Annotated in this window: 12 protein-coding genes and 1 pseudogene; 1 reads left to right on the top strand and 12 read right to left on the bottom strand. The window is 26.0% G+C overall.

Annotated features, from left to right (window positions below; genetic code table 11):
* Window positions 1–5: 5 nt before the first annotated feature.
* The 12 genes and pseudogenes from metG to smrB all read right to left on the bottom strand — a co-directional run bounded on the left by metG (window position 6) and on the right by smrB (window position 12,394).
* Complete coding sequence (gene metG, locus ACTP5B_RS01130; protein ID WP_464829253.1) at window positions 6–1,649, bottom strand: methionine--tRNA ligase; 1,644 nt, start codon at window positions 1,647–1,649, stop codon at window positions 6–8.
* Between the two features lie 149 nt (window positions 1,650–1,798).
* A complete protein-coding gene (dcd, locus tag ACTP5B_RS01125) occupies window positions 1,799–2,380 on the bottom strand; it encodes a dCTP deaminase (RefSeq protein ID WP_464829252.1) in 582 nt (193 codons plus the stop codon).
* 199 nt (window positions 2,381–2,579) lie between these two features.
* Window positions 2,580–3,986: an NADP-dependent phosphogluconate dehydrogenase gene (gene gndA, locus ACTP5B_RS01120; protein ID WP_464829250.1), complete on the bottom strand. Its 1,407-nt coding sequence runs from the start codon at window positions 3,984–3,986 to the stop codon at window positions 2,580–2,582.
* A gap of 372 nt (window positions 3,987–4,358) precedes the next feature.
* The gene (gene hisIE / locus ACTP5B_RS01115; protein ID WP_464829248.1) at window positions 4,359–4,985 is read right to left on the bottom strand and encodes a bifunctional phosphoribosyl-AMP cyclohydrolase/phosphoribosyl-ATP diphosphatase HisIE; all 627 of its coding nucleotides are present in this window, start codon (window positions 4,983–4,985) and stop codon (window positions 4,359–4,361) included.
* Window positions 4,979–5,755, bottom strand: a complete 777-nt coding sequence (gene hisF / locus ACTP5B_RS01110) for an imidazole glycerol phosphate synthase subunit HisF (protein ID WP_464829246.1) — start codon at window positions 5,753–5,755, stop codon at window positions 4,979–4,981. The genes hisIE and hisF overlap by 7 nt, the downstream gene beginning before the upstream one ends.
* Window positions 5,734–6,474 carry a 1-(5-phosphoribosyl)-5-[(5-phosphoribosylamino)methylideneamino]imidazole-4-carboxamide isomerase gene (gene hisA / locus ACTP5B_RS01105; protein ID WP_464829244.1) on the bottom strand — a complete coding sequence of 247 codons (741 nt, stop codon included), beginning with the start codon at window positions 6,472–6,474 and terminating at the stop codon, window positions 5,734–5,736. Before hisA ends, hisF begins: the two co-directional genes overlap by 22 nt.
* Window positions 6,475–6,478: 4 nt before the next feature.
* Entirely contained in the window at window positions 6,479–7,069 is a 591-nt protein-coding gene (gene hisH, locus ACTP5B_RS01100; protein WP_464829242.1) for an imidazole glycerol phosphate synthase subunit HisH, read from the bottom strand.
* Window positions 7,069–8,130, bottom strand: coding sequence for a bifunctional histidinol-phosphatase/imidazoleglycerol-phosphate dehydratase HisB (hisB, locus tag ACTP5B_RS01095; protein ID WP_464829240.1), 1,062 nt, complete (start codon window positions 8,128–8,130; stop codon window positions 7,069–7,071). Before hisB ends, hisH begins: the two co-directional genes overlap by 1 nt.
* Before the next feature lie 10 nt (window positions 8,131–8,140).
* Window positions 8,141–9,226 (bottom strand): histidinol-phosphate transaminase, encoded by a 1,086-nt coding sequence (gene hisC, locus ACTP5B_RS01090; RefSeq protein ID WP_464829238.1) that lies wholly within the window; start codon window positions 9,224–9,226, stop codon window positions 8,141–8,143.
* Window positions 9,223–10,530 (bottom strand): histidinol dehydrogenase, encoded by a 1,308-nt coding sequence (gene hisD / locus ACTP5B_RS01085; RefSeq protein ID WP_464829236.1) that lies wholly within the window; start codon window positions 10,528–10,530, stop codon window positions 9,223–9,225. The genes hisC and hisD overlap by 4 nt, the downstream gene beginning before the upstream one ends.
* A 9-nt stretch (window positions 10,531–10,539) precedes the next feature.
* Window positions 10,540–11,439, bottom strand: coding sequence for an ATP phosphoribosyltransferase (gene hisG / locus ACTP5B_RS01080; RefSeq protein ID WP_464829234.1), 900 nt, complete (start codon window positions 11,437–11,439; stop codon window positions 10,540–10,542).
* Window positions 11,440–11,828: 389 nt separating this feature from the next.
* Window positions 11,829–12,394 (bottom strand): annotated as a pseudogene (smrB, locus tag ACTP5B_RS01075) (endonuclease SmrB).
* 284 nt (window positions 12,395–12,678) lie between these two features.
* Between smrB and aroC the strand changes: the two are divergent.
* A complete protein-coding gene (gene aroC / locus ACTP5B_RS01070) occupies window positions 12,679–13,743 on the top strand; it encodes a chorismate synthase (RefSeq protein ID WP_464829232.1) in 1,065 nt (354 codons plus the stop codon).
* Window positions 13,744–14,129 lie beyond the last annotated feature (386 nt).

Raw genomic sequence — 14,129 nt, 5'->3', positions numbered from 1 at the left:
TATTTTTATTTGCATAAATCAATTAACTCAAAAATTTTTTTAATATCAATTCTTTGATATAATGGAGTAAATTTATTGATTTGATGAGATAATAATGGTTTTTTAATACCGTTCCAAGTTAATTTTGAAATTAAAAAAGATTCTGTTTTAATTGCTAAATCAGGTATTATTGGTTTTAAGAAAATCATTACAATTCTAAATAAGTTAATACCCATTGTACAAACTTCTTGTAATTCAATAATATTTTTTTCTGTTTTTTTAATTAACCATGGTTTTTTTTCATTAATATATTGATTGGCTACATCTAATAATTTCATAGATTCTCTTATAACAAAACTAAATTCACGGTTTTCTAGAAAATTTTGAATTTTTCTGCTAGTATTAACAAAATATTGATACAGTTTAATATCACTTAATGTGCTGGATAAATACCCATTAAAATATTTATTAATAAAACTGGCATTTCTTGATGCTAAATTAACTAATTTATTTACAATATCGCTATTTATTTTACGAACAAAATCTTCTAAATTAATTTCAATATCATGAATTTTATTAGATAACTTACTTGCATAATAATAACGTAAACTGTCTGAATCAAAACATTTGATCCAATCGCTAGCTTTAATTAAAGCGCCTCGTGATTTTGATAATTTTAAACCGTTCATAGTAAGATAACCATGAACAAAAATTTTATTAGGTTTTCTAAATGAAATAGATTCTAATATTGCAGGCCAAAATAAAGTGTGAAAATAAATAATATCTTTACCGATAAAATGATATAATTCACAATTTGATTTTTTTCTCCAAAATTCATTAAAATTTAATTTTTTATTTTTAAAACAAAGATTTTTAAAAGCACTTATATAACCAATAGGAGCATCGAGCCAAACGTAAAAATATTTATCAGGATATCCTGGAATCTTGAATCCAAAATAAGGTGCATCTCGAGAAATACACCATGATTTTAAACCTACTTTAAACCATTCTTCTGTTTTTTTAATAACTGATTTCTCTAAAACACCAGAGTGTATCCATTCCTTTAACATTTTGCTAAAAAAAGGCAGATTAAAATATAAATGTTTTGTATTTTTTAAAATGGGTCTTTCCCCTGAAACAACAGATATTGGATTAATTAAATCCATAGATTCATAAGTGGCACTACAAACTTCACAATTATCTCCATATTGATCTTTTGATTTACAAATCGGACAAATACCTTTTATAAATCGATCAGGTAAAAAAATTTTTTTTTCATCATCATATAATTGAGAAATTTTTTTTTCTTTAATTAAACCTTTTTCGTTTAAATTTTTAAAAATTTTTCTTAAAAAAAACAAATTTTCTAAACTATGTGTTGAATAATAATTGTCATGAGAGATGTTAAAATTCAAAAAATCTATTTGATGTTCTTTTCTTACATTTTTAATTAATTCATTTGAAGATATTTCTAAATCTTGTGATTTTAACATAATAGCAGTACCGTGTGCATCATCAGCAGAAATAAAACATACTTCATGACCGTGCATTCTATGATAACGAACCCAAATATCTGCTTGAATATGTTCTAACATATGACCAATATGAATAGAACCATTTGCATAAGGTAAAGCACAGGTGACTAAAATTTTTCTCATGACATTTGACATAATATTATAATTTTTCAAATACAAAAATGAATAAAAATAGAATTAATTAAAAAAATCATTCATTAGTTTAAATAAATAATTTTATTAAAAATGAATTTACAAAATAATCGAAACATGAATACTTCAATAATATCTTTTATAAAAAATTTTTATTCTCTATCAATACGACTAGGTACAACCCCATTTTGACTTTTATATTTAGCTTCTTGTCTTAAATAATAAGGACGCAAAACTGATTGAGATAGCACTTCAAAACTGAGCGCTGCAATTTTTATTTTGGGAATTAATACTAAAGTTAATTTTCCTGCATTAAACATTTCTAAAACAATATTACCTTTCCAACCTGGATCAATGCGATGTGCAGTAGCATGAATCATCAGTCCTAAACGAGCTAAGGAAGAGCGTCCATCTAACCAACCTACTAAATTATTTGGAATTTTAATATTTTCAAAAGTTGAAGATAATACTAAAGCGCCAGGTTGTAAAAACAACGGTTTTTCTTTAGAAAAAATTATTTCATCACTCATGACTTCTGTCAATACTGATTCTTGATTTATTTCAGAATTACTTAAATTAATATAAGATCTCGTATGTTCATAAAAAAAACGAAATTTATTACTCAAATGTATATCAACAGTAATACCGTTGATCAATTTCTTGTCGGGATAAGGTTCTATAATTAACTCTTTTCTTTTTAACCACACTTCAATATCTTTATCACACAAACGCATATTTATACCTATAATATAATAAATGTATTGATTTCATATACTATCAAATAAATAAAAATATTAAATAGTAAACAAAATCTAATAGCAGAGATATTTTTAAAATCTTCTGCTATTTTAATTGTTAATCACAAGATAATAGCAGTCATATATAAGAAAGAAGACATTTACATACAAACATCAACTATTCTCATATTGTTTTTTATTGAGACCAATTTGTGTGAAAATAACCAGTTTTATCTATTCTTTGATAAGTATGTGAACCAAAATAGTCTCTTTGTGCTTGAATAAGATTAGCCGGTAAATAAGATGTTCTATAATTGTCATAATAAGATATTGCTGCAGAAAAAGTTGGTACAGAAATTCCGTGTTTTATTGCGTAAATTACAATTCTGCGTAATGAACTTTGATATTCGTTAGCTATTCCTGAAAAGTAAGGAGTCAACAACAAATTAATTACATTTTTTTGATTAGAATATGCTTCTGTTATTTTTTCTAAAAATTTTGCTCTTATAATACATCCAGCTCTAAAAATTTTTGCAATTTCTGCATATTTCAAATTCCAATTATATTTTTCTGAGGCGCTTTTTAATTGAGAAAAACCTTGAGCATAAGAAATTATTTTCCCTAAATATAGGGCTCTTCTAACTTCTTCAATAAAACTATTTCTATCTTGCGAAAATATTTTTATGTTAGGTCCTTTTAATATTTTTGATGCAATTAAACGCTGTTTTTTTAGAGTAGATAAATAGCGTGAAAAAACAGATTCTGTAATCAATGAAAGAGGTTCTCGTAATTCTAAAGCATCTTGACTAATCCACTTACCAGTACCTTTATCTTCTGCCACATCTAAAATGCAATCTATTAAATACTTACCATCACTATTTTTTTTAACAAAAATGTTTTTTGTTATTTCAATTAAATAACTATCTAATTCACCTTTATTCCATTCAGAAAATGTAAATGATAATTCTTCATTACTCATATTTAATAAATATTTTAATAAAAAATATGACTCTGAAATCAATTGCATATCACTATATTCAATACCATTATGTACCATTTTTACATAATGACCTGCACCATTTGGACCTATATAACTCACACATGATTCACCTTGAAATTTTGCAGATATTTTTTGCAAAATAGGGGATACAAGTTCATATGCTTTTTTTTGTCCACCCGGCATAATGGATGGACCATGTAATGCTCCTAGTTCACCTCCAGATACTCCCATTCCAATAAAATTGATACCACATTTAAATAATTCTTTACTTCTGCGAATTGAATCTTTATAAAAAGTATTACCGGCATCAATCAAGATGTCTTCTTTTTCTAAATAAGGCATGATTAGTTTAATAGTTTCATCGGTGGCTTTTCCAGATTGAACCATCAATAAAATACATCTAGGTTTGATGAGTGAATTAATAAAATCTTTAATGGAAAAGTATGGAAAAATATTTTTATTCGGATTTTGATGAATAACTTTTTCTGTTATTGCATTTGTTCTATTGAATATAGATACACTATAATTATTACTCTCAATATTTAACGCCAAATTGCGTCCCATTACTGCCATTCCTACAACTCCAATTTGTTGTTTTGACATGTTATTCTCCAAATAAAATATACCAAAATAAATATTAAATAATTATCTTTTAATAATTATTAAAATTTTTCGAATCGCTTATATGATAAATGATGTTAAAAACATTTCTAATTTATAATTATTCTAAAAAAGATCAGAAAAGCATTTCTGTTAATTTAAAATACAGACAAAACTTTTTAAAAATTATATTGTTTTTTGATTTTTAAATAAAAGAAAATTTACTTGTAAAATATATAATAAATTTTTAAAAATGGAGATTTTATGCATAATCATATATATATTAAATATATGTTTTATATTATTGAAATATATTTCGAAATTAAAAGATTATAAATCTATTTTATTAAAAATACGCAATAAATTTTCTAAAGATTACTCTGGCAATTCTTTTTTTCTTCTTTTTTCTAAATTATTAAGAACTAAATTCAAATTTAAATTTTTATTATGTAATAATACAATTAAATGATAAATTAGATCTGCAGATTCATTAATCAATTCATTTGAATCTTTCTTCATTGCTGCTAATATTGTTTCTACAGCTTCTTCACCTACTTTTTGTGCTATACGACTTGTTCCTGAATTATATAAATTAGATGTATATGAATTATCTGAAGATTTATTTTTTCTATCTTCTATAATTTTTTCTAATTCAAATAAAAAATTAATATTGTATTCCTTTGAAATAAAACAACTTGTATTACCCAAATGACATGTTTTTCCTTTAGATATAACTGAAACTAACAATGAATCATGATCACAATCCGTGCTAATTTCAATGACTTTTAAATAATTCCCTGACGTTTCTCCTTTAGTCCATAAACATTTTTTAGTACGAGAATAAAATGTTACTAAACTGTCTCTTTGAGTTTTTAATAAAGCTTCTTTATTCATGTATCCATGCATTAAAATTTTATTTGAATAATAATCTTGTATGATTGCAGGAATCATACCATTAGTTTTTTCCCAATCAAGATTTAGTAAATCATTTTTTTTTAACATTCTCTAATCTCCATTCCTCGTTCAATTAAAAAATTTTTTAAATTTTTTACTTTTACTATATTTTTATGGAAAACAGATGCTGCTAATACTCCATCTACATTAGAGTAATATAATGCCTCATAAAAATGTTCTATATTTCCTGCACCACCTGATGCAATTAAAGGAACTTTGCATATTTTTCTTATTTCTCTTAGATGTTTAAGATCATACCCTGCTTGCAATCCATCTCGATTCATCATATTTAGAACAATTTCACCAGCACCTTTTTCTTGAACTGTTTTTACCCAATCAGACGTCTTCCAAGAAGTTTGATAAGTTTTATTAATATCTCCTGTATATTGTTGTACCATATAAGAGTTTTTTTCTTTATCAAACCACGAATCTATTCCAACTACCATACATTGTATACCAAAACGTTCTGAAATTTTATTGATTAAATCAGGATCAATTAATGCTGATGAATTAACTGATATTTTATCTGCACCACTAGATAAAATAATTTTTGCATCTTCTACGCTTTGAATCCCCCCGGCTACACAAAATGGAATATTTATTACTTTTGCAACATCTTCTATCCAACCTTTATCAACTAATTTATTTTTTGTTGAAGCTGTTATATCATAAAAAACTAATTCATCTATACCCTCTTTTGTATAACGTTTAGATAGTGGCAAAATGTCGCCTACAATTTCGTGATTTTGAAATTTAATTCCTTTTACTACTACACCGTTATCAACATCAAGACATGCTATAATTCGCTTTGCCAACATTTCAAAGCCTCTTCTATAGTAAATTTTTTTTCTAATAAACTACGACCAATAATAATACTTTTAATCCCAGTTTTTTTTAAGGAAACAATGTCTTTTAAAGTTGCTACTCCTCCAGATGCTTGAAAACTTATATCTTTAAAGGAACTGGTAATTTCTTTATATAAATTAAAATTTGGTCCTAAGAGTGTTCCATCTCTAGATATATCCGTGCATAATACATGTTTCAATCCACTTGGTAAAAAATATTCAATAATTTCTTCAAGAACGAAATTAGTTTTTTTTTGCCAACCATTAATATATATTTCTTTTTTATTTTTACTATTAACATTTATATCTAATGCTAAAACAATTGAATCTGGACCATAATTTTTTAACCATTTCTTTACTTGTTTTTTATCATATATAACAGATGATCCAATTACTATTCTTTTTACTCCTAAATTAAGAAGAACACTTATATCTTCTGCGGTTCTTATTCCTCCACCTATTTGCACGGGCATAGTAGTATAAGATAGTATTTTTTTAAATAATGATATTTGTCGATTTTCGCTATTTTTTGCTCCATCTAAATCTACTAAGTGAACAATTTCAATTCCTTTTAATTTACATTCTTCTAAACAACTAAATAAATTTATATTATAATTTTTTTGATTTAAATAGTTACCTTGATATAAACGCACAGCTCTACCGTTAATTAAATCAAATGCAGGAATAATCATAAAATCACATCTCCAAAAAATTTTTTAATAATTGAGATCCTATATCTCCAGATTTTTCTGGATGAAATTGAACACCAAAGAAATTATTTTTTTGTATCACTGCACTAAAATCAATACCATAGTTAGTTTCAGCCAATGTGTTTTTATTAATGGGTACTATATAACTGTGAACAAAATAAAATCTTGAATTATTTGGTATTTTTTTAAATAAAGGATGTGTTATATGAAATATAATTTTATTCCAACCAATATGAGGCAATGGTAAATTGTTCGTTTTTAAACGCAATACAGAGGATTTAATAACACCAATAGTTTTTACACCATTACATTCTTCACTAAAATCACAAAAAAGTTGCATTCCAAGACATATTCCTAATATTGGTCGTTTGAATTCCTTGATAACATTAACTATATTTTTTTGAGATAGAAGATTCATTACTGCGGAAGCAGTTCCTACTCCAGGTAAAAAAATTTTTTTAGATTTTGATATTACAGACGCTTCAGAAGTTATTATAGAATCATAACCTAAATTTTTAATTGCTACTTTTATTGACGTTAAATTAGCACAGCCTGTATCTACTATTACTATATCCATTATAAAATCCCTTTTGAAGTTGGTAAAATATTCCCTTCTATCTTAATAGCCTGACGTAATGCACGTCCAAAAACCTTAAATAAACTTTCAATGCAATGATGATCGTTTTTTCCTGTAGCATATAAATGAAGTGTAATTTTCATGGAATAACAAAGCGAATAAAAGAAATGTTCGACCATATCAGTACTAAGATCACCAACCGTTTTATAATTAAAATTTGCCTTGAAATTTAAATATGGACGATTTGATATATCTATAATACAATTGGATTTGCTTTCATCCATGGGCAAGTAAAAACCAAATCTACATAAACCATTTTTTTTTCCTAAAGCTTGCGATAATGCTTCTCCTAATACAATACCTGTATCTTCAATTGTGTGATGATCATCAATATCAAGATCGCCTTTAGTAAAAATATTCATACAAATTCCACTATGTACGGCTAATTGTTCTAACATATGATCAAAAAACTTGATACCAGTATTAATCTTACTTGTTTCTTCTAAATCCAACCAAACTTTAATATGAACTGATGTTTCTTTTGTTGTTCGTATAATTTCAGAATATCTATTATATTTAAAGATATGTTTCTCAATATCGATCCAACCAAATATATTCTCTTTATATTGAATTCCCTTTATTTGAAGATTTTTTGACAGTTCGATATCTGTATCTCGATCACCAATAACATAACTGCTTTTTAGATCTATTTTATTCAACCATGGTTCAATCATGTTTATTTTAGGTTTACGACATAAACAATTTTGATCTAAAAAATGAGGACAAATTAATATATCATCAAATATTATTCCTTCTGAACGAAAAACTTTTAACATAAAAAGATGAGGTATATTGAAATTTTTTAAGGGAAATTTTTCAGTACCTAAACCATCTTGGTTAGTCACCATAATTAATTTATAGCCAATTTTTATTAATTTGCGCAATGAGGAAATTACATTTCTTTTAAAAACTAATTTAGTTATTGAGTCTACTTGATGATTGTCAACTGGTTCATCAATTAACGTGCCATCTCGATCAACAAACAATATTTTATTTTTCACTAATACCGCCTTAAAATATGTTTTTTTTAGAAAAAATTTTAAGTTCCTTGATTAAGGATAAAGATTCTAAAGTTGTTCCTATTGAAATTCTTATGCATTTTTTTAAATTAATTTTCTCATTTTGATTTCTTACGATTATACCTTTGTTCCATAAGGTTTCAAAAATTTTTTCAAACATGAAAAATTTTACTAATACATAATTCGCATGACTTTCAAATACTTTTTCTACACAAGTAATATTTTTTAATTGATTAATTAACCAAATACGATTATTATTTAAATCTATAACTCTATTTTGCATTAGTTCAATATAATATTTTTTTAAAGACTGATTAGCTATATCAGAGACAGGTATAGATATCGGATAAGGACTAATTACTTTATTTAAAACTTGAATAATTTCTTTTTTTGCTAAAGTAAAACCACATCTTATTCCAGCTAAAGCAAAAGCCTTGGATAACGTTCTTAGAATAACTAAATTTGGATAATTTTTTAAATAATTTGTCATACTTTCTTTTGGAGAAAACTCAATATAAGCTTCGTCTATAACAATTAAAGATCGACCCAAAGTTATATTGAGCAAATGTATTAGATCTTTTTTAAAAAAAAGATTACCAGTAGGATTATTAGGATTGCAAAGATAAATTAATTTCACTTTGCTTAAATTTAATTCAATATTAGATAAATCTAACTGCCAAGTGTTTTTAATAGTAGGAATTTCTTTTATATCTACACCAGCTATTTTTGCACTTACTTGATACATATCATAAGTAGGAGGACAATAAATAATTGCATCTTTCCCTGGTTCACAGAACGCTTTAATTAATAATTCAATTCCTTCGTCAGCACCTCTTGTAACTAAAACTTGATCGCAAGATAAATTAACATAATCAGCATAAGAGCATATTAAATTTTTTGGTTGACATTCTGGATAACGGTTAAATGATTTTTTTTTTGATTTAAAAAACACAGAATCAGATGATTCATTAGCATTCAGTAATATGTCACCGTGCTCACCTCCAATACGTCTTGCAGATTGATAAGGTATTAATTTTTGTATATTAGTTCTAACTAATTTTAAAATGTTATCGGTCATATTTTTCCCTTTAAAAAATCTACTCGAATTTTTACAGCATTTCTATGCGCCTCAAGTTTTTCTGCGGCAGATAAAACTTCAATAGTATTAGATAAATTTAATAATCCTTCAGGTGTTAATTCTTGTACTAATACACGTTTTTGAAAATCAGACAATCCTAAAGAAGAATTAGTAAGAGATTGTCCATATGTAGGTAAAACATGATTTGTTCCAGAAGCATAATCACCTGCGGATTCAGGAGACCATAAACCTAAAAAAATAGAACTAGCATTAGATATATCATTAAGAACTTCTCTGGGTGATTCTGTTTGAATAATTAAATGTTCAGGTGCGTAATGATTAGATATTTTAATGCATTCAAATAAATTTTTAGTAATAATAATTACACTATTCTTTAGTGCCATTGAAATTTCTGATAATCTAGATAACTTTTTTAGTTGTTGATTGAGAGAAAGAACTACATTTTTTGCTAATTCAATACATGGTGTTAGCAAAATAACTTGAGAAGATATGCCATGTTCAGCTTGAGATAATAAATCGGCAGCAATAAAATCTGGATGAGCACTATTATCAGCAATAATTAATAATTCTGAAGGTCCTGCTAACATGTCTATTGCAGTTCCATTGAAAATAGAACTAACTTGTAATTTCGCTTCTGTAACATAAGCATTACCAGGGCCAAAAATCTTATCTACTTTAGAAATGCTCTCAGTACCTAAAGCCATAGCGGCTATAGCTTGAGCTCCACCGACTTGAAAAACTTTATTAATTCCGCATACATTAGCTGTATAGAGAACTTCATTGCTAATAGGAGGAGGTGAACAAAGAATAACTTCTTTACAACCAGCAATTTTGGCAGGTATTGCCAACATTAATACAGTGGAAAATAAAGGAGCTGTCCCTCCAGGAATATAAATTCCTATAGAATTTAATGGTAAATGAATTTGTTGACAACGGACTCCAATTTCTGTTTCGATATCTACTATTGATGAGATTTGAGCTTTATGAAAAGAAACGATGTTATTTTTCGCGACTGCAATTGATTTTTTTAAAAACTCACTTACATGAAGTGAGGCTGAAAGAATTTTTTTTTCTGAAATAGGGAATGTTTTTATATCATACTTATCAAATAAAACAGTATACTTTTTTAATGCCTGATCACCTAAAATCTTAACATTTTTTATAATTTCTTTAACTGTTTCTTTAATAATATTACTTTCTTTTAAAAAAGGTCTTGATAATATTTTATTTTTTTCATCAACGCTTAATTCATTCCAATAAATTATACTGTTAAAATATTTCATTTATAGTTTTTACTCCATCATTTTTTCAATTGGTAAAACTAAAATAGAACTAGCTCCTAATAATTTTAACTTTTCCATTGTTTCCCAAAATAATGTTTCACTACTTACCATGTGCATTGCTACTCGATCATTATCTCCTGCTAATTTTAAAATAGTTGGTCTTTCCGCGCCATGAAGTAAAGATATCACTTCTTCTAACTTTTTTATGGGAGCATGCAACATAATATATTTAGATTCGCGAGCTTTCATAACACCTTTAATACGAGTCATTAGTTTATTAACAACTTCTTCTTTCATATCATTAATCTTGCCAACTTTACTAATAAGACATGCATGAGAACGATAAACTATTTGTACTTCGCGTAAACCATTAGCTTCTAACGTTGCTCCTGTAGAAACTAAATCACAAATAGCATCAGCTAACCCGGCTCTAGGTGCTACTTCTACTGAACCATTTAACATAAATGATTTAAATGAAATATTTTTTCCATCTAAATATTTTTTTAATAAATAAGGATATGAAGTAGCTATTCTAATATTTTTTAAACATGTTATATCAGAATATATAGTATTTACTGGAAGAGCTAAAGATAATCTACATACTCCAAAATCTAGTCGTCTTAAAGTAATATAAGAACATTCTAATTTCTGTGATCTCCGTTTTAATAACTCTTCTTCAAGCACATTTTCTCCAACTATTCCTAAATCTACAACACTATCCATTACTAAACCAGGAATGTCATCATCACGAACTAACATTACATCAATAGGCATGTTTTCAGCAAAAGCTATCAATTTTTGTTGTTTTAAATTAATTTTAATACCACAACATGTTAGGAGTCTTATAGAATCGTTGCTTAAACGACCGTTTTTTTGCATCGCTATACGTACACGATTATTGTTAAACATATTTACAATCCTTTAAAATTCTTTATAAAAAATAAAAAAACCCAAAAAATAAGGGTTTTTAAAAGAATATTTTTTTAAAAAAGTAAAAAAATATAATTAAATAATTTTAATAAAAAAATGATATTATCGTAAAAATTAAGCATAATAAAAAAAAATTATTGATAATAATTTGATTTAAAACATTTTTAAAATATTTTTATCTTGAATAAAGATAGTAATGCTATTTTGATTGAATTTTAAAAAAATTATTTGTATTTTAAAAAAATATTTTTCATGAAATTTAAAATAATTGATATTTTTAAAAATTATAATTTTTTAATTTGATTACACAATAAATTTTAATTTATATGTCGTGTATGTTAAATATTTTTGTTAAATAATTTTATTAATTAATTAAAAATATTTATATTTTTTTTTGAGAATTAACTTCAATTATAACTATGATTGCAGCATCGCTTCCGAAAAATTTAGGAGCTTGATGAAAAGCTATAACATCTGGATGTTGAGATAACCAAAAAGGTGTTTGTTTTTTTAAAATATGTTTACCATGTCCATGCATTACATGAGCACAAAAAATTTTTTCTTTTTGACACGTTGTAATTAATTCACCTAATGCTTGTCGTGCTTGATATTGTGTTAATCCATGCAAATCAAGAAAAATATCTGGATCATATTTTCCTTTTTGTATATTTTTTAAGATTTTATGTGAATTTTGATTGCGAATATAAGAAACAGGATTGTCTTTAAATAAATCTTTTTTATTTCTATAGGAATAAGAAAAATAATGACTGTTCGCATTTTGTTCGAAAAAAACACGCTGAGATACAATATTAGTATTATTTTTTTTATGAACTCGAGAATGAAAAATAGTATCTTGTACTATCTCACGAGTACCATTCAACCATTTACGAAATAAAATATTCGAATCAATAGTATGTTGGCTATTTTTATCCATAATTATTTATTACCAATAATATTAATTAAAATTTTAAATATATATACGATTTATTTATAATTTTTATAATTATTTACATATTTTTACTAATTATATAATTTAGTTTTTGTAAAAACAACAAATAAAAAATATTATTAGTCAACTGTACAATAAATAATATTTTTTTTAAATAACAGATATTTTCAAAATAAATATAATTATTTATTTTTAAAAATAAAAATCAATTTTTTTATTTATTCTGTATAGTTACATTATTTCATTTTAATTATCATAGAAGAATCAAGATGTCTGGAAATACAATTGGAAAAATATTTTGTGTAACTACCTTTGGTGAATCACATGGAGAAGCATTAGGATGTATAGTTGATGGAACACCACCGGGTCTCAAGTTATCTATTGAAGATTTACAATACGATTTAAATCGAAGACGACCAGGCACTTCTCGTTATACAACGCCGCGTTGTGAATTAGACAAAATTCATATACTTTCTGGTATATTTGAAGGTTTTACAACTGGTACTAGCATTGGTTTAATTATTTACAATAATGATCAGCGCTCTAAAGATTATAGTGATATTAAAAACTTATTCCGACCAGGACACGCTGATTACACGTATCAAAAAAAATATGGAATAAGAGATTATCGTGGTGGAGGAAGATCTTCCGCACGCGAAACTGCCATGCGAGTTGCAGCAGGTGCTATCGCCAAAAAATATCTTAAAAAAAAATACGGAATAACTATACGTGCGTATTTATCAGAAATGGGTAATATTCAATGCTCTTTTAAATCATGGAAGGAAGTAGAAAACAATCCTTTTTTCTGTGCTGATACTGAAAAAATTTCAGAACTTGAAAAACTCATTAAAAATTTAAAAAAAATAGGTGATTCAATTGGAGCAGAAATAACAGTTGTCGCTGAAAATATTCCTATAGGACTTGGAGAACCAGTTTTTGATCGTCTTGATGCGGATTTAGCACATGCAGTCATGAGTATTAATGCTGTGAAAGGAATAGAAATTGGAGATGGATTTGCAGTAGTAAAACAAAAAGGAAGCCAACATCGTGATGAAATAACCTCAACAGGATTTTCTACTAATCATTCTGGCGGAATTTTGGGTGGAATTAGTAATGGTGAAACGATTGTATTAAAAGCAGCATTCAAGCCTACATCAAGTATTCGAAAAATAGGAAACACTATCAATAAAAAGAACGAAACAGTTCAAATAACAACTAAGGGTCGACATGACCCATGTGTAGGATTACGTGCTGTACCAATCACTGAGGCAATGGTAGCAATTGTTTTAATGGATCACTTATTAAGATTTCGTGCACAATGTGGTGGTGAATAACTTTATTTAAAAAATTAATGCTACTAATTTATTTAGTAGCACTACTATATAACATATATAATATTTTGATCAAAAATAAAATATTTTTAACAATAAAATAAAAATTTATTTTTAAAACTTTATATTTTTCTCTAAAAAAATTGAATATTGTCTAGCATATTAAAATCTTGTATTATTCAATCGAAAGCAATAAATTTATAAAAATAAATTATTTAATATAAATTAATATCAAAAATATTTTTTATTATATTAAATAATTAACACTTGATAATATAAATCATATTATTGAATATTTCCATATTTAAAAAAAAATTATATTTTTCAATATATTATACGAATAATTTCTATATACTTAATTTTTAAATGTGTCAAAAATCCCATAAAAT

It is taken from the genome of Buchnera sp. (in: enterobacteria) (genome assembly GCF_056343165.1).
The sequence above is the reverse complement of the archived record's forward strand: the minus strand, read 5'-3'. Positions and strand labels throughout refer to the sequence as shown.